We start from the raw sequence: 16,758 nt of genomic DNA, 5'->3' as shown, positions 1-16,758 counted from the left end.
CAAGGAGACGCCTTCATGAGCGTGACGAGCTTCCAGGACCTTCCTCTCGCCGACCGCGACCGCGAGTGGGACGGCGACGCCGCCGAGAAGCGGGTGCGGGCGTGGGCAGGCGCGGAGGAGGGGCCCAACGAGAAGTACCGCGACGCGCACGTCTGGTACGACGCGGACAGCAAGACGAACTTCACGGCCTACAAGCTCCTCTTCGCCGACGTGGTCGACGGGCGTCTCAGGGCCGTCCCGCGCGCGGTCATGGCCGCTGCCGCGGTCATGCAGGGCTCACGAGGCGGGGTCGACCTGCCGGACAAGGACCGCGACCGGGTCCGGAGCCACCTCGCGAAGTACTACGCGAAGATGGGTGAGGAGGCTCCGTGGGAGCGTGACGGCTGACCGTCGCCGGGCTCAGAAGACCGCGCCGCCACCGGTCACTCCGAGGACGGTGCCCGACACGTAGCTGGCCTCCGTCGGGGACGCGAGAAAGACGTATGCCGGAGCGACCTCACCAGGCCGACCGGCGCGTCCCAGCGGCGTGTCCGCGCCGAACCTCTCGATCTTCCTGCTGTCACGCGGCGCCGGCTGCAACGGCGTCCAGATCGGACCCGGCGCGACCGCGTTGCCACGGATTCCCCTGGGGCCCAATGAGGCTGCCAGGTTGACGGTGAGGTTGTTGAGCGCGGCCTTGGTGGCTGCGTAATCGAGCAGCCCGGGTGACGGGTCGTAGGCCTGGCGCTCGACGAGGTCTCCGGGCACGAGGACGCCCGTGCGGCCCGCCTTCTCGATCCAGGCGAGGGTGTCCTCGGCGTCGGGCTGCTCGGCCGGCAGGTGGCTGATGGCGACGTCCGGCGTCACGAGCGGCTGTGGCAGCCGACCGGACGCGGACCTGACGTTTGTCCGCAGGGACCGTTGCGCGAAGGGGCTCCTGCATGGCACTGTCGAGTCGTCTGAGCGGTCCAATCACAGCGCCGACTCCGTCACCGGAATCCGGAGATGAGTCATGTCGCAGCACCCTCTGCATCCCCGACTGTCGTTCGCCGAGCGTGACGCCGAGACGTCCGAGCTCTTCCGCCGCCTCGCCGCCGCTCGCACACCGGAGGACTCCGAGCCGATCGTCGAGGAGATCGTCCACCTCTACCTCGATCTCTGCGCCTCCATGGCCGGACGTTACGACGGGCGTGGCGTCGAGCACGACGACCTCGTGCAGGTCGCGCGCCTGGCCCTCGTCAAGGCTGTCCGCCGCTACGAACCCGGCCATGCTCCGTCATTCGCCGCCTACGCCGTGCCCACCATCTCGGGCGAGCTCAAGCGATGGTTCCGTGACCGCAGCTGGGTCGTGCGGCCGCCGCGACGCCTCCAGGAGCTCCGCGCCAACCTGCAGTCCGTCCGGGGCCGTCTCGAGCAGGAGCTCGGCGCCACCCCCACGGACGAAGAGCTCGCCCAGGCCGTCGGTGCGTCCGTCGAGGAGGTCCGCGAGGTGGCCACCGCAGCCACCGGCTTCCGCCCGTTGTCGCTCGACTGCAGCCCCTCCGACGAGGAGCGGCCAGGCCTCGCAGCCTTCCTCGCCGCGGACGACGACGACCTCGCTGGGGCGGACGACCGCGTCTGTCTCGCAGAGGCCCTGACCGAGCTCGACGACGACGAGCGCGAGCTGCTCCTCATGCGCTACGTCGAAGGCATGACCCAGCGCGAGATCGGCGAGGTGCGCGGCGTGAGCCAGATGCAGGTTTCCCGGACCCTGCGGCGCATCACCGTCCGGCTCCACGACCACCTCGCCGGGCAGGTCACACCCACCCCGCCCACCGAGGCCGCCGCGGAGATGGGCACCGCCTCCTGAGCGACCCGGCGGAGGCAGCGGAGGCTGCCGACGCCGTCACTCTGCGGTGGGCGCCCGCCGCGGACGGTCGCCCGTGATCCTGGGCAGCGCACCGGTGTCGGTCACCTCGAGCGCCACGTCGTGCAGCTTGCGGTTGGAGTTCTGGCTCGCCATCCGCAGCAGGCCGAACGCCTGGTCGCGCGTCACGTGGTGTCGGGTCATGAGCACCCCCATCGCGACGCCGATCTCGCGGTTGGACAGCAGCGCCCGCTGGAGGTTCTCGACCTGCTCCTGGTGGGCGGAGAGCGCCGCAGCAAGCGCGCCGTGCGTGGCCAGCATCAGGCCGACCAGCTCGGACTGCTCGGTGAAGCCGCCGACCTCGTCGGAGTAGATGTTGAGGCCGTCGATGCCGTCACCGACCTCCCGCCCCAGGCGGTAGGAGAGCATGCTGCGCATCCCGAGCTCCCGCGAGACCCTCGTGCCGAACTCCGGCCACCTGCCGTCGTGGCGCAGGTCCCGCGGGCGGTAGAGGGCGTCGTCGATGATGGCGTCGATGCAGGGACCCGACCCGACGGCATACTGGATCGCGTCGGCCCGGCGGGCCACGTCGTCGGTGGCGGCGACGGTGCGGAACCGGCCGTGCACGTAGCTCGAGATGCTCGCCCACTTGGCGCCGGGTACGCGTTCGACCGCGATGCGGGCGACGGCGTCCAGCGTGTCGGTCGGCCCCATCGAGCCGAGCTCGGAGCCGAGCTTGGCGAAGGTCTCGGCGATCTCGCGCACGACGTCGTCGGCCTGCTGGTCCACGCTCACGGGTCCACCCCACCTTCGGTCCGTGCCGACGGTGGACCGGTGCGCGGCGGGCGAGGGGTCCACGGGTCGGTGCTGCTGCTGGTCGTCGGGCACCCTGCGGGCGCCAGGAGGACAGCGTCCCATGGCTGAGGGACCACCGGTTGCCGGTCCGCGCGAGACGCATCATGGTCCCGGTGACCGGAGGGCTACCGTCGCGGGTAGGTCATCATGAGGCCCACCCCGAGGAGCAGCTCCCGCATGTCGTCATGTCGATCAACCTGATCTACCTCATCGCCGGTCTGGCGATGTTCCTCGCAGCCGTCCTCCCGGCCGTCCTCGACCGGTATGCCGTGTCGGCCGCGATGGTGCTCCTGCTCCTCGGCATGGCCATCGGGCTGCTGCCGCTGCCCGAGGGGATGCGCCTCGACCCGGTCGTCATCCGGCCGCAGGTCGAGCGGGTCACCGAGTTCACGATCCTCGTCGCGCTCATGGGCGTCGGCCTCGCGATCGACCGCCCGTTCGACTGGCGCAGCCGCGCCGCCTGGGCCGCGTGGTCGCCGACGTGGCGGCTGCTCGCCATCGCGATGCCCCTGACGATCGCGTCGGTGGCCCTGCTCGGGTGGGGTCTCGGCGTCGCCCCCGCGGCGGCCTTGCTGCTCGGCGCCGCGCTCGCCCCGACCGACCCGGTGCTTGCGAGCGACGTCCAGGTGGAGGGTCCGCGGGTCGACGGCTCGGGCCACGCGGGCGAGGCCGATGACGACGGCGCCGACGGCGAGGCCCTCGGGGAGCCCGTCGACGAGCAGGACGACGTCCGTTTCGCCCTGACGTCCGAGGCCGGCCTCAACGACGGGCTCGCGTTCCCCTTCGTCACGGCTGCGGTGCTCCTCGCGTCGGCCGGAAGCTTCTCGTCGTGGGGTCTGCACTGGCTGGCCTGGGACCTCGTCGGCAAGGTCGTCGTCGGCGTGCTCGTCGGCGTGGCCGTCGGGTGGGGCCTGGCAAAGGTCGCCTTCCGCTCGCCGCGCCGGTCGTTGCGACTCGCGGAGCAGGGCGAGCCACTGCTCGCGCTCGCCGCGCTGGTCATGACCTACGGGCTGAGCCAGCTCGTCGGGGGCTACGGCTTCCTCTCCGTCTTCGCGTGCGGCATGACGCTGCGGGCCGCCGAGCGCAACCACCGTTACCACCGCTCGATGCACGAGGTCGTCCAGCGCCTCGAGCGCCTGCTGACCCTCATCATCCTGCTCATGCTCGGGATGGCGATGACCAAGGGCGTGCTCGGCGAGCTCGACTGGCGCGGCGTCGTCATCGCCGTCTCCCTCGTCTTCGTCGTCCGTCCGCTGTCCGGCTGGGCGAGCCTGCGGCTGCGCCCCCGCCCGGCCGACCTCCCGGGCGGGCTCGGCCGCCGCGAGACCCTCGCGACGGCGTTCTTCGGAGTCCGCGGCATCGGCTCGCTCTACTACCTCGCTTTCGCGGCCGGCGAGCACGCCTTCGCCGACGAGCGGTGGCTGTGGTCGACGGTCGCCTTCACCATCCTTTTGTCGGTCATGGTCCACGGCACCCTCGCCACCCCCGTCATGCGCTACCTCGAGCGCCGGCGGGAGCGCGCCGGCGCGGCGGGGCCGGCCTGACGGCATACCCCCGCCGGTCCGGCGAAACCACCGCATACCGCGCACGATCCACCGGATCGGTGTGGCCGGGCCGCTACCCGGGTATGGGCCTGCTGGAGGCTCCAGCCCAGCGGCCCCCCGAACCCGCGCCGGCGCCCCCTCTTCCTCCCTCGGTGCGTCGGGCGGCGTGCACCGAGAGGCAACCGGTTGAGTCCCGTCATCGCGTCCGTCCCCGCAGGCCACGTCTACGTCCGTCACCTCGCTCCTCCTGACGGCGACACGACGGTGACGCGGCTGGCGGACCCCCGCCCCCGCGCCGACGTGCCCGACGCGCAGTGGTGGCCGCCGCGGATGCTCGAGCCCGGCTGGGTCGACGCCCATGCCACCGACTTCGACGTCATGCACGTGCACTTCGGCTTCGATGCCGTGTCACCCGACGACCTCGCCCGGGTCGCCTCGAGCCTGCGCCGTCACGGGAAGCCCCTCGTGCTGACCGTTCACGACCTGCGCAACCCGCACCACCACGAGCGCGAGCTGCACGACGCGCAGCTCGGGGTCCTTGTCGAGGCGGCGGACGCCCTCATCACGCTCACTCCCGGCGCCGCGGCGGAGATCGCCGAGCGGTGGGGGCGCGAGGCGCTCGTCGTGCCCCACCCGCACGTCGTCGAGGAGCCGCGCCTGTCCCGGGCCCGAGTGCCGCACCGCGGCTACGTCATCGGGGTCCACGCCAAGAGCCTGCGCGCGGGCATGGACCCGCTACCCGTCATCGAGCAGATCGTCGCCACCCTGCCGGAGATGCCCGGCGCCCGGCTGCGCGTCGACGCCCACACCGACGTCATGACCCCGGGCGGCCCCCGACACGCGAGCGACCTCGAGCCCCGGCTCCGGGAGCTCGCAGCGACCGACGGCGTCGACCTGCGCGTCCACGACTACTTCAGCGACGACGAGCTGTGGGACTACCTCCAGTCCCTCGACGTCTCGGTGCTGCCCTACCGCTTCGGCACGCACTCGGGCTGGCTCGAGGCGTGCCACGACCTCGGGACGACGGTCGTCGCCCCCGACTGCGGCCACTACGCCGACCAGCGTCCGTGCCTCCTCTACGGCGCGCCGGGATCCGTTGCGGGCGGCGCTGCCCCGACGCTCCGGGACACCCTCCTGAGGGCGTACCACGAGCGGCCCTCGTGGCGGGCCGAGCCGGAGGAACGCCGGCGCGAGCGCCACGACGTCTCGCGCGCCCACGAGCAGGTGTATGCCGCCGTGCTGGCTGCCGCTGCGGAGCGGGGTGTCGCGTGCGCGTCGTGATCCTCGCTGCCGCGAGGCACCCCATCGCGGAGCCGTTCGCCGGTGGCCTGGAGTCGCTGACGTGGCACCTCGTGCGAGGGCTGAGGCGACAGGGTGTCGACGTGTCCTTCTTCGCCGGCCCGGGCAGCGACCCGGCGCTGGGGGCCACCCCGCTCCACGTCGAGCCCCTGCGCCTGAGCCACACCGCCCGGAGCGACGCGTCGATGGTGCCGGAGGCGTGGCTGCGCGAGCACCACGCATACCTGCAGGTCATGCTGGCGCTCCAGCAACGTCCCGATGTCGCGGTCGTGCACAACAACAGCCTTCACCACCTGCCCGTCGCCATGGCCGACTCGCTGCCGTCGCCCGTGCTCACGACCCTGCACACTCCGCCGACCCCGTGGCTCGAGCCCGCGATCGAGATCGGCGCTCGGTCACGAAACCCCTTGCGGCACAGCCACTTTGTGGCCGTGAGCGAGCACACCGCGCGGTCGTGGGCGCACGTCACCCCGGCGCACGTCGTGCACAACGGCGTCGACGTCGACCGATGGGTCGAAGGACCCGGCGGCGAGGACCTCGTCTGGGTGGGCCGGCTCGTGCCGGAGAAGGCACCACACCGGGCCATCGCCATGGCACGGGCGGCAGGCCGCCGGCTCCGCCTCGCGGGCCCGGTCGGCGACGCGGACTACTTCACCCGGCACGTCGCGGGCGAGCTCGGCGACGACGTCGAGTACGTCGGCCACCTCGGTACCGACGGCCTCGTCGCCCTCGTCGGGGCGAGCGCGGCCATGCTCGTGACGCCGGAGTGGGACGAGCCGTACGGCCTCGTCGCCGCGGAGTCCCTCGCGTGCGGCACGCCGGTCGTGGCCCTCGACCGCGGTGGCCTGCGCGAGTTCGTCGTGCCCGGCGTCGGGCTGCTGCTCCCCCGCGACTGCGACGACGCAGCTGCCGCCGAGGCCGTGGCCGCAGCCGTCGACCTCGACCGCGCTGCGTGCCGGGCCCATGCCGTCGTCGCCTGCTCGGTGGACCGCATGGTCGAGAGCTACCTCGGAATCTACGAGTCCCTCAGCGCGATGTCCGGTGCCGCATGATCGGCTGGTACGTCCACCACCAGGGGCTCGGCCACCTGACCCGCCTGCAGGCCGTCGCCGAGCACCTCAGCTCGCCCGTCACGGGGATCAGCTCCCTTCCGGCCCCCGACGGATGGCCGTCGGAGTGGCTGCAGCTCGACCGCGACGACCGGATGCCCGCCGGCGAGGTCGTCCGCGCCGACCCCACGGCGGGCGACGTGCTGCACTGGGTCCCGCGGCACGACGCCGGACTGGCCCACCGTGCCGCTGCACTGACCGAGTGGGTCGACCGGACGCGGCCCTCGCTCGTCGTCGTCGACGTGTCGGTGGAGGTGGCGACGCTCGTCCGGCTGTGCGGCGTACCGGTCGTCGTGCTGGCGATGCCCGGAGAGCGCACCGACCGCGCCCACGTCCTCGCCTACGACCTCGCCGATGCCCTGCTCGCCCCGTGGCCCGAGGCGGCCCATGCGACCGACTGGCCCGGGTCGTGGCGAGACAAGCTCTGGGCGGTCGGGGGCATCTCGCGTTTCGACGACCGGGTCCCGTCGCGTCGACGCACGTCCCTCGGCTCGGCCGCGGGCGGCATCGAGGCGTTGGCGGACGGCCCTCGCCCGTCTGGCCCGGAGCCCGACGAGCCGTCGCCGCGACGCGTCCTCGTCCTCTGGGGCGGCGGCGGACGGTCGACGTCCGCAGCGGAGGTGGCCGCCGCCCGGGCCGCGACACCGGGCTGGGAGTGGGTCGAGCGCGGCCCTGGCTCGCCGTCGCCCGACCTGTGGGCCGACCTCGAGTCAGCCGACGTCGTCGTCACGCACGGCGGCCAGAACGCCGTCGCCGAGGTCGCCGCGGCGCGCCGTCCCGCCGTCGTCGTGGCCCAGCCGCGCCCCTTCGACGAGCAGATGGCGACGGCCGCCGCCGTCGACCGGCTCGGGGCCGCGGTCAGCGTCCGCGCCTGGCCGCTCGCCACGGCCTGGCCCGGCCTGCTCGAGCGGGCCCTCGACCGCGGCGGAGAGGGCTGGCGCCGGTGGTCCACCGGTCAGGGGGCGGCCTCCGCAGCGGCCAGGCTCGACGAGCTCGCCGCCCGCCACGACCGCCACGACCGCCACGACCGCACCGGCGACGACATCCGCACGGCGTCGTGACACCCGCCCTCCCACCGACAGCCGTGACGCCCGCGGGCAGGGCGCCCCGCGTGGCCGTGGTGACGATCGTGCACGGGCGGCACACGCACCTCGCGCGCCAGCTGTGGGGCCTGCGTCGCCAGACCCGGCTGCCGGACCTGCAGGTGGTCGTCGCGATGGACGACCCGGAGGTCGAGCAGCTCGCCCGGTCGCAGGCGGGGCCGTGGGACGTGCGGGTCGCGAGCCTGCCGCGTCGCGAGGGAAGGCTTCCCCTCGCCGCGGCGCGGAACCTCGGGGTCGCCGTCGCCGCCCGCGCCGGCGCCGAGCAGGTCGTGCTCCTCGACGTCGACTGCATCCCGTCACCACGGCTCGTCGAGCGGTATGCCGCCGTGCTGGGCGACGAGCACCGGCGCAGTCCCGGGCCGGGCGTGGCACCGCTGGTCCTCTCCGGAGAGGTGGCCTACCTGCCACCGGTCCCGGCGGGACGCGACTACCGCGACCTCGACCTCGCGGCCCTGGCCTCGCCGCACCCGGCCCGGCCGACCCTGGCCTCGGACGAGGTGCGTCCTGCCGAAGACCTGCGGCTCTTCTGGTCCCTGTCCTTCGCGCTGACGGTGCGCTCGTGGAACGCCGTCGGGGGCTTCGACGAGGCGTACGTCGGCTACGGCGGCGAGGACACCGACTTCGGCCAGCGCCTCGGCGCCTCCGGTGGGCGCCTGCTCTGGGTCGGCGGTGCCGCAGCACACCACCAGCACCATCCGACGAGCTCGCCGCCCGTCCAGCACGTGCACGACGTCGTCGCCAACGCCAACCGCTTCGCCCGCCGGTGGGGCTGGTGGCCGATGGAGGGGTGGCTCGACGCGTTCGCCACCCTGGGGCTCGCCCGGCGCGACCCCGACGGCACGTGGCAGGTCACCGGCGACGCGCCCGGCTGAACGTCAGCGGGCGAGGACCACGGTGCTGAGGGCGTGCTCGACGACGGCCCGGCTCGTCGAGCCGAGCGACATGCCGGCGAAGCCACCGCTCCCGGTCGCCCCGAGGACGACGAGATCCGCGACCGCGGACAGGCTGATCAGCTGCTCGGCAGCATGCCCCGAGAGCACCTTCTGCTCGACGACGACGTCCGGGAAGTCGTCGGCCACCTCGTCCACGACCTCCCCGAGGAAGGCGCGAGTGGCCTCCTCCGGGTCGGACGTGAACCACCACGGCGACGCACCGATACGCTCGGGCGGCGCCAGCGGGTAGAGGTGCCACACCGCGACCGCGACGACCACGGCCCCCTTGGCGTCGGCGTCAGCACAGGCCCAGCGCAGCGCGGCCCTGCTCTGCTTCGAGCCGTCAACCCCCACGACGATCCTGCCCCTCGGCCGAGGCGCGTCAGCCCCCCGCGCCCCAGCGGGCCGTGTCGCCACACGTGCCGCCCCGGGGCGCGCCGGACCTGGGTCGCGCTGTCTCGTCTCGTCCATGGTGCTCACCTCTGGGTCCAGCGTCTGCCGCGGACCGGACTGCCGACAGATGCATCGGTCCTGTCCGATCCGGGACCTTGGTCCCGGCCCCTGGCGACCTTCGGCCGTGTCATGACCCGCCCACCGGCGCGCACCATCGATGCAGCGCCGTGCCCGGCGCCGCCGACCAGGGAGAGCACCATGTGCACCGTCCTCATCACCTACTCGACCCCACCACCCCCGCCGGAGGCGGCGCCCGAGTCGTACGCCACGGGCGTCCTCCCGACCGGAGTGGCCACGGGCGCGCCGGCCACGCCCCCATCGTCGTCCTCGTTCGCGGCGACGACCGCGGGGATCGACGAGGCCATCGCCGCGTCGATCGCCGATGAGCTCTCGCGCGCCGGGCACCGCGTCACGTGCCGCCCGTGCGTCGCGATCACGTCGACGGAGGGCTTCGACCTCGTCGTCGCCGTCGACCACCTGCACGTCAGCCACTGGAGCGGCCGGCCGTCGGTCCCCGTCCGGCCCACGGAGCCGCCGGGCGCCGGCGCCGAGGCGGGACCGGAGGACGGCCGGTCCACCATCCCGATGACGTGGTGCGCCGACTGGCGTGCCGTCGACGCGTGGGCGCGCAGCGTCGGCGACCACCTCGTGCACTTCCTCGAGGTGCGCACCGAGCTGGCCCGGGTGCGTGCCGAGCTCGACCGGTGCCGAGCGATGCTCCGCGCCGTGACTCCCGAGCCGCGCCCGGTCAGCGCCGTCGAGCTCGGACGGCCCGTGGGACGTGACTCAGGCCGCATCCACCACCCCCAGCGCCTGGCCTCGGCCGGGCCGACGCCGAGGTCCTGACATGACGACGACCGGCCGGCCGGCCGGCGAGAGTGCGGACCACGCGGACCACGGGCAGCGGTCGAGCCGACGCATCAACTATGCCGACCTGACCCCGACCGAGTGCCAGGCCCTGCTCGAGTCCCGCAACGTCGGGCGCATCGGGTGGAATGCCGGCCACGGCCCCCAGATCTTCCCCGTCAGCTATGCGTGCGCGGCCGACCTCATCGTCTTCCGGACCTCGCCCTTCGGCGTGCTCTCGGAGCTCGTGCGGCCGACCCAGGTGGTCTTCGAGGTCGACGACCTCGACGACATGGCACACACGGGGTGGAGCGTCATCGCACGCGGTCGCGCCCAGGCCGTCGCGTCACCCGCGCTGCTCACGCACCTGTGGACGGTCGAGGGTGCCGAGCCGTGGGCCGGTGGCGTGCGCAACGTCTTCATCGGGATCAGCGTCGAGCGGATCACCGGTCGTTCCTTCGGATCGCAGCGCGTGCCGTCCGCCGCGCGACGCAGTGCCCGCTGACGGCCCGCCCCGTCCTGCGACAACGAGCCACCGGCGCAGCCGCGCGGGCCTAGCCTTGGGTGATGACGGCGACGCGCGCGACCGGCCGACGGGCGCGGACGGCCGCCGTGTCGGGGCGGACGACACGCTGATGGTCGAGCGTGTCCCGTCGCCCCGCCCGGCCGGCGCATCTGGCCCGGGCGCTTCGGCACCCACGGCAGGCGTGGAAGCCTCGACGGGCTCGACCGGCTCGGCGGAGGACCGGTTGCGCGGGCTGCTCGCGGCCAACCGCTCCGTCGTCTCGGAGCTCGCGCTCCCTGCCGTGCTCCGCCGAATCGTCGAGGCAGCACGCGCCGTCGCCGGCGCCCGCTACGCCGCGCTCGGGGTCATCGGGATCGACGGCCGGCTCGAGCAGTTCATCCACTCGGGCATGGACGCCGAGGTGGTCGAGCTGATCGGCCACCTGCCCACCGGGCGCGGCGTGCTCGGAGCCCTCATCGAGGAGCCGGAGCCGATCCGGCTGCACGCCATCTCCGACGACCCGCGGTCCGTCGGATTCCCGGCCGGGCACCCTCCGATGCACGGCTTCCTCGGGGTGCCAGTGCGCTCCCGGGGCGAGGTCTTCGGCAACCTCTACCTGGCCGAGCGCGTCGACGGCTCGGACTTCTCGTCCGACGACGAGGACCTCGTCGTCGCCCTCGCCGCGAGCGCCGGTGTGGCCATCGAGAACGCTCGCCTCTACGAGGAGTCGCGACGACGCCAGGAGTGGCTGCGGGCGTCGGCCGAGATCAGCCGCGACCTGCTCCGGCCCGGCCTCGGCGAGCAGGTCCTCGTCCGCATCGCCGACGCGGTGCTGCGCCTCGCCGACGCCGACGTCGTCACCCTCGACTTCCCCGACCGCGAGACCGACGCCGCCCTCGCCGACGCCGGCGAACCCCTGGCGTATGCCGTCCGCCTCGTCGTCGGGGTCGCGCGCGGGGTGGGTGCCGACGGCCTCGTCGGAACGGCATACCGCTCCGGTCCCTCGCTGGCCGGCACGGCGATGCGCGAGCGTCGGGCGGTCCTCGCCGAGGCGTCCGGGCCGGCCGACCCGACCCTCGTCTCGGTCGCCGAGGCCGGGTCGGGCGGGCCGGCCATGGCCTGTCCGCTCGTCGGCGAGGCCGGGGTGCGCGGCGCCGTCGTCGTCGCCCGACGGGTCGGGAGCCGCCCGTTCACCCGTGCCGACGTCGAGATGGCCGAGCAGCTCGCGACCCACGCCGCGCTCGCACTCGAGCTCGCCGACGGCCGCGCCGACGAGGAGCGCATCGCGGTGCTCGAGGACCGCCACCGCATCGCCCGCGACCTGCACGACCACGTCATCCAGCGCATCTTCGCGACAGCCCTGTCACTCGAGGCGGTCACCGAGCGGACCGCCGACACGACGGTCCGCGGGGCCCTGGGCCGAGCGGTCGAGGACCTCGACGAGACGATCCGACGGATCCGGGCCTCGATCTTCGAGCTGCAGGAACCCCCGTCGTCGCTCGACGCCCGCGCCGTGCTGCTCGAGGTGGTCGCCGCCGCGACCCCAGGTCTCGGCGTCGAGCCGACCCTGAGCCTCGACGGGCCGGTCGCGACGGTCATCGACCCCGTGCTGCTCCACGACGTCACGGCCGTCCTCCGCGAGGCGCTGACCAACGTCGTCAAGCACGCGCGGTGCTCCGCCGTCTCCGTCCGTGTCGCCGTCACGGCGGAGGCCGTCACGGTCGAGGTGACCGACGACGGCCCGGCCACGCGGGGCGCGGGGGCCGACGGCACGCGCCGCGGCAGCTCGGGGACACCGGCAGACCGCGACGCCACCGACGCCGCCGACGCCACCGACGGCGCCGGACGGACCACGCGCCCGCCCGAGCGACGGCACCGCGGCCTCGACAACCTCACGAAGCGCGCCCACGACCGCGGCGGGGACTGCACGATGACGACCGACGAGAGGGAGACGGTGCTGAGATGGACCGCCCTGCTGACCCCGTGACGACGCCGATCACGGTCTTCCTGCTCGACGACCACGAGATCGTCCGCCGAGGGCTCATCGACCTGCTCGAGTCGCACGACGGCTTCCGGGTCGTCGGGGAGGCCGGCACCGCCGCCGAGGCCCTGCGACGCATCCCGACGCTCGCCCCCCAGGTGGCGCTGCTCGACGCTCGGCTCCCCGACGGGAGCGGCATCGACGTGTGCCGCGAGGTCCAGGTGAGCAGCCCCGGCACGCGCTGTCTCATCCTCACCTCCTACGACGACGACGACGCCCTCTTCGCCGCGGTCATGGCCGGGGCCTCGGGCTACCTGCTCAAGCAGATCCGCGGCACGTCCCTCACCGAGGCGGTCGCGCACGTCGCCGCCGGCCACTCCCTCATCGACCCGGCACTCGTCGAGCGCCTGCTCGAGCGGATCCGCCGACCCCAGGGCGCCGACTCCGCGGACGGCGGCGGTGAGCACCCGTCGGGGCGGGTCGGGTCGGCGCGACCGGGCTCGCGCACCGGGACCCTGACCGACCGGGAGCAGGAGATCCTCACCCTCATCGCCGAGGGACTGACCAACCGCCAGATCGGCGTCCGCCTGCACCTCGCCGAGAAGACCGTCAAGAACTACGTGTCCGGCCTGCTCGCCAAGCTCGGCTTCGAGCGCCGCACCCAGGCCGCGGTCTACGGCGCCCAGCACGGCACGGAACGCGCGGAGCACCACGAACGCAGGTGACGGCATACGCCGAGCCGAAGGCTGTAACGGATGCACGCGGGCCGCGATGGTGTGGGTGAGGCGGCACCCGATCCCCCGAGCGGGTGCCGTCTCGCTGCACCTCCGGCGCCGGTCCCGCCGGCGACGTCACCGCCGCCCCTGGCTGGTTGAAGAGCGACGATGGCGCCGGGTGACGAGTACCCAGCGAGAGCCGCGTCAGTCGCCCGCCTCGTGTCCCGCCGTACCGGACGAACCGGACGCCCCACCCGCTCGACCCCATCTGTCGGACCGGTCCCCTAGGCTTGACGCGCGCCAATCGCGGTCGAGCAAAGGCCGCCGGCGGGGTACCAGTAGGAGTTTTCGCATGGAGCCACACGTCGTGGCGGGCACCTCGCCCAGACACGGGGTCGACACGGTCTTCGGGGCGTCCGACGACGCCGACGAGCAGCTGACCGCGGTCGAGACCTACCTCCTCGAGGCGCTCGAGCGCCTCGACGCCGCCGAGTCACGCGCCCTCCAGCTCGAGGCCGCCCTCGCCCACAGCCGTGACATCGGCGCCGCCATCGGCATCCTCATGGCGCTGCGTCGCGTGACGCGGGAGCAGGCGTTCGACGAGCTCCGGAGGGCCAGCATGGCGCGCAACGTCAAGCTGCACGTGCTCGCGCTCGAGGTCGTCGAGACGGGGCGCATCGATCAGTCGTGACCCGCGGGGCCGCCGCCCCGCCGGCACCCCGGCACGTCCCCGTCCCTCCCTCGGGATGAGCCTTTCGCCGAGGTGCTTCTGCTGGGCGCCTCCGAGAGGCATGATGTCGATCGGTGACCTGCGCACGTGGCCAGGCCGGGAGGAGCAGGATGCAGCCGGACGGCGCTGCGCACGAGCCGCGGCCGCAGGACGCGCCGGAACCGGCCGCGGCCGGGCCGGGTGAGCCGGGTGAGCGGGGTCGCAGCCAGGTGCGCCGTGAGCTTGGGTCCGGCTTCCGCCGCGCACTCGGTCTCACCGCCCTCGGCACCGTCCTGCCGGGCGCCGGGCTGACGCAGACCCGCAGCCGCTGGGTCGGCTGGACCATCCTCGGCATCACCCTGGCCGCGGTCGCCGGGGCGGCGTACGCCGTGCTGACCCAGGGCGTCACGAGTGCTGCGCTCACGGTCGTCGCCAGGCCCGACCTGCTCCGCGGAGCCGTCGTCGTCATCGCGCTCTGGGGCCTCGTCTGGTGCGCGTCGATCGTCCTCACGGCCGTCCAGGCGCGACCGGGCACGCTCGACCGCGGCCGCACCGGCCTGCTCGCCGCCTTCACGACGCTCATGGTGCTCGTCGTCGGCGGCGGGGCCTTCACCGCCGCGGACTACGCCCTCATCACCCAGGACACCGTCGAGGTCGTCTTCTCGGCGCCGCCGTCGCGACCGGGCGTGGGCGCGAGGGTCGTCGAGGGCGACGACCCGTGGGCCGAGCAGGCCCGGGTCAACCTCCTGCTGCTCGGCTCCGACGCGGGCTCCGACCGCATCGGCACCCGCACGGACTCGATGATCGTCGCGAGCATCGACACACACTCCGGGCGCACGACGCTCATCTCGATGCCCCGCAACCTGCTCAAGGCGCCGCTCGCCCCCGGCAGCCCCCTCCGCGCCCGCTACCCGTCCGGACACTTCGGCTCGCCCGAGCGGTCCTGCGCCCAGAACGAGCCCGGCGCGACCGGCCAGTGCATGCTCACCAACCTCTACAGCGAGGCGGAGACGTATGCCGTCGACCACCCGGGCGCCTACCCCAAGGGTGTCGTGCCGGGCCGGGAGGAGATCCGCGGCACCGTCCAGCAGATCGTCGGGCTGACGATCGACCACGTCGTCGTCATCGACCTCAAGGGCTTCTCGCTGCTCATCGACGCCATGGGCGGGCTCGACATCAACGTCAAGAACGCCGGCACGGGCGGCCCGCTGCCGATCGGTGGGCGCGTGACCGCCGACCAGCGCATCGTCGGCGTCAAGGCGTGGTTCACGCCCGGGCGCCAGCACCTCGACGGGTGGCACTCGCTCTGGTACGCCCGCTCGCGTGCCGCCGACAGCGACACGTTCCGGCAGGCCCGGCAGCGGTGCGTCGTCCAGGCGATCGTCGGGCAGGTGAACCCGGCCGAGATGGTGGCGCAGTACCCCCAGCTGGCCCGCATCGCGCGCGACAACATCTACACCGACATCCCGGCCCGGAGCCTGCCTGCCTTCGTCGACCTCGTCGAGCGGGTGCAGAAGGCCAAGGTCAACAGTGTGACGCTGACCCTCGACGACGGCATCAAGCCGTGGGACCCCGACTACGCCAAGGTCCGCGCCCTCGTCAGGAAGGGGATCGCCGCGCCGAAGCCGGCGAAGACGCCGACGCCGACGTCCACGACGCCCGGTTCCGCGGGCGGCACGGGCGCGGCGACCCGGACGCCGCGCACCCCCGCGACGCCGAGCCCGACGACGACGCCGTACGCGCAGTGCTGAGGCGGACCCGGAGCCCGCGGCTCCGGGTCCGCCCGCACCGGCGACCACCTCCACCGCCTGAGGATCACCCTCGACGGGGGAATCGCCCGACGCGCGGCCCGCCTAGCGTGACGGCCATGAGGACCAGCCCGATCGTCGTCGCCGCGCTCCTGTCGGTCAGCGTCGTCCCGCTCGCTGCGTGCACCTCGCAGCCGGACCCCGTGCAGGCGCGCATCACCAACCCGGCGCGTGGCACGAGCGTCAACGCCGAAGTCGGTTCCCTCCGGCTCCTCGCGACGCGCATCGACGCCCCGGAGGACCGGAAGCTGCTCACCGGCTCGAACACGGGGCTCTTCACCACGCTCGCCAACGACGGAGCCACCGCGGACCGGCTCGTGGCCGTGAGCACCGCCTACGCCAGCCAGGTCATCACGCGCCAGGGCACCGACGGGCCCGAGGGCCCCGTCCAGGTCGACGTCCCCGCCAACGGGGTGGTCTCGCTGCAGTACCCCGGCGGCCTCCACCTCGAGATGGTCGACCTCAAGCTCGACGTGCGGGCCGGTCGGCTCCTGCCCGTGACCTTCCGCTTCGAGAAGGCCGGGAGCGTCACGGTCAACGTCTTCGTCGACGGCTTCGGTCTGCCGACCGTCTCGCCCGTCTCCCCCGTGGCACCGGCGACGAGCTGACCGGGGCCGACCCGCCAGACCCGCGAGCGCCGAGCTCAGTCGAGAGGATCGCGCCATGGACCCCGACCACTCACCGGGTGAGGCCACCCGGGCTGCGTTGACCCGCAGCCAGCTCATCGACCTCACGACGACAGGCCGGCGCACCGGCCGACGACGGCGTATCGAGATCTTTCTGCACCATGACAACGGGCAGCTCTTCATCACCGGGATGCCCCGGGCCGACCGGACGCGCGACTGGATCCACAACATCGAGGCCGACCCCCACGTCGTGGTCCACCTGAAGCAGTCGGTCGTCGTCGACGTGCCCGCCACGGCGCGCGTCGTCACGGACCCTGACGAGCGCCGGCCCTTCATCGAGGCTGCCGCCAGACGTTGGCGGCGCACGGACGTGCCGGAGATGCTCCGGTACAGCCCGCTCATCGTGCTCACGGTCGATGACTCTTCCGACCACTGACCCCACGACCG

Annotated in this window: 17 protein-coding genes and 1 pseudogene; 15 read left to right on the top strand and 3 right to left on the bottom strand. The window is 73.7% G+C overall.

The genetic code is table 11. The annotated features are described in order from the left end of the window. Positions 1 to 15 precede the first annotated feature (15 nt). A complete protein-coding gene (locus AC1DW8_RS02425; protein WP_056822192.1) occupies positions 16 to 387 on the top strand; it encodes a hypothetical protein in 372 nt (123 codons plus the stop codon). A gap of 12 nt (positions 388 to 399) precedes the next feature. On the opposite strand, the pseudogene AC1DW8_RS02420 reads toward AC1DW8_RS02425, so the two are convergent. Next, positions 400 to 837: pseudogene (locus AC1DW8_RS02420) on the bottom strand (SDR family oxidoreductase); the annotation flags it as partial. Positions 838 to 991: 154 nt separating this feature from the next. On the opposite strand from AC1DW8_RS02420, the gene AC1DW8_RS02415 reads away from it, so the two are divergent. Then, entirely contained in the window at positions 992 to 1,828 is an 837-nt protein-coding gene (locus AC1DW8_RS02415) for a sigma-70 family RNA polymerase sigma factor (RefSeq protein WP_478091601.1), read from the top strand. A gap of 36 nt (positions 1,829 to 1,864) precedes the next feature. On the opposite strand, the gene AC1DW8_RS02410 is transcribed toward AC1DW8_RS02415, so the two are convergent. Further along, on the bottom strand, positions 1,865 to 2,620 hold the full coding sequence (locus tag AC1DW8_RS02410) for an ANTAR domain-containing protein (RefSeq protein ID WP_478091599.1): 756 nt from the start codon (positions 2,618 to 2,620) through the stop codon (positions 1,865 to 1,867). A gap of 245 nt (positions 2,621 to 2,865) precedes the next feature. On the opposite strand from AC1DW8_RS02410, the gene AC1DW8_RS02405 reads away from it, so the two are divergent. The 5 genes from AC1DW8_RS02405 to AC1DW8_RS02385 all read left to right on the top strand — a co-directional run bounded on the left by AC1DW8_RS02405 (position 2,866) and on the right by AC1DW8_RS02385 (position 8,607). Next, positions 2,866 to 4,224, top strand: a complete 1,359-nt coding sequence (locus tag AC1DW8_RS02405; RefSeq protein ID WP_478091597.1) for a cation:proton antiporter domain-containing protein — start codon at positions 2,866 to 2,868, stop codon at positions 4,222 to 4,224. 186 nt (positions 4,225 to 4,410) lie between these two features. Beyond that, entirely contained in the window at positions 4,411 to 5,505 is a 1,095-nt protein-coding gene (locus AC1DW8_RS02400) for a glycosyltransferase family protein (RefSeq protein WP_478091595.1), read from the top strand. Then, positions 5,493 to 6,575 carry a glycosyltransferase gene (locus AC1DW8_RS02395; RefSeq protein WP_056822209.1) on the top strand — a complete coding sequence of 361 codons (1,083 nt, stop codon included), beginning with the start codon at positions 5,493 to 5,495 and terminating at the stop codon, positions 6,573 to 6,575. Before AC1DW8_RS02400 ends, AC1DW8_RS02395 begins: the two co-directional genes overlap by 13 nt. Next, a complete protein-coding gene (locus tag AC1DW8_RS02390; protein WP_478091589.1) occupies positions 6,572 to 7,693 on the top strand; it encodes a glycosyltransferase in 1,122 nt (373 codons plus the stop codon). Before AC1DW8_RS02395 ends, AC1DW8_RS02390 begins: the two co-directional genes overlap by 4 nt. 50 nt (positions 7,694 to 7,743) lie before the next feature. Next, positions 7,744 to 8,607: a glycosyltransferase family 2 protein gene (locus tag AC1DW8_RS02385; protein ID WP_478091587.1), complete on the top strand. Its 864-nt coding sequence runs from the start codon at positions 7,744 to 7,746 to the stop codon at positions 8,605 to 8,607. A gap of 3 nt (positions 8,608 to 8,610) precedes the next feature. Here AC1DW8_RS02385 and AC1DW8_RS02380 read toward each other — a convergent pair whose 3' ends face one another. Continuing rightward, a complete protein-coding gene (locus AC1DW8_RS02380) occupies positions 8,611 to 9,021 on the bottom strand; it encodes a universal stress protein (protein ID WP_162263858.1) in 411 nt (136 codons plus the stop codon). Between the two features lie 297 nt (positions 9,022 to 9,318). Between AC1DW8_RS02380 and AC1DW8_RS02375 the strand changes: the two genes are divergently transcribed. From AC1DW8_RS02375 to AC1DW8_RS02340, 8 genes are all read left to right on the top strand, one after another. After that, the gene (locus AC1DW8_RS02375; RefSeq protein WP_478091584.1) at positions 9,319 to 9,966 is read left to right on the top strand and encodes a hypothetical protein; all 648 of its coding nucleotides are present in this window, start codon (positions 9,319 to 9,321) and stop codon (positions 9,964 to 9,966) included. Position 9,967: 1 nt separating this feature from the next. After that, the gene (locus tag AC1DW8_RS02370; RefSeq protein WP_478091581.1) at positions 9,968 to 10,471 is read left to right on the top strand and encodes a pyridoxamine 5'-phosphate oxidase family protein; all 504 of its coding nucleotides are present in this window, start codon (positions 9,968 to 9,970) and stop codon (positions 10,469 to 10,471) included. Positions 10,472 to 10,673: 202 nt separating this feature from the next. Then, positions 10,674 to 12,458 carry a GAF domain-containing sensor histidine kinase gene (locus AC1DW8_RS02365; protein ID WP_478091579.1) on the top strand — a complete coding sequence of 595 codons (1,785 nt, stop codon included), beginning with the start codon at positions 10,674 to 10,676 and terminating at the stop codon, positions 12,456 to 12,458. Further along, a complete protein-coding gene (locus AC1DW8_RS02360) occupies positions 12,434 to 13,177 on the top strand; it encodes a response regulator (RefSeq protein ID WP_478091577.1) in 744 nt (247 codons plus the stop codon). The genes AC1DW8_RS02365 and AC1DW8_RS02360 overlap by 25 nt, the downstream gene beginning before the upstream one ends. 343 nt (positions 13,178 to 13,520) lie before the next feature. Then, the gene (locus AC1DW8_RS02355) at positions 13,521 to 13,859 is read left to right on the top strand and encodes an ANTAR domain-containing protein (protein WP_056771306.1); all 339 of its coding nucleotides are present in this window, start codon (positions 13,521 to 13,523) and stop codon (positions 13,857 to 13,859) included. A gap of 149 nt (positions 13,860 to 14,008) precedes the next feature. Beyond that, complete coding sequence (locus tag AC1DW8_RS02350; RefSeq protein WP_478091575.1) at positions 14,009 to 15,628, top strand: LCP family protein; 1,620 nt, start codon at positions 14,009 to 14,011, stop codon at positions 15,626 to 15,628. Between the two features lie 116 nt (positions 15,629 to 15,744). Further along, a complete protein-coding gene (locus tag AC1DW8_RS02345) occupies positions 15,745 to 16,293 on the top strand; it encodes a copper chaperone PCu(A)C (protein WP_056771314.1) in 549 nt (182 codons plus the stop codon). A 55-nt stretch (positions 16,294 to 16,348) separates the two neighbouring features. Then, a complete protein-coding gene (locus AC1DW8_RS02340; RefSeq protein WP_056771317.1) occupies positions 16,349 to 16,747 on the top strand; it encodes a nitroreductase family deazaflavin-dependent oxidoreductase in 399 nt (132 codons plus the stop codon). Positions 16,748 to 16,758: the final 11 nt, after the last annotated feature.

Source organism: Terrabacter sp. P2_E3 (genome assembly GCF_056403915.1).
This window is presented reverse-complemented; position numbering and strand designations above follow the sequence as displayed.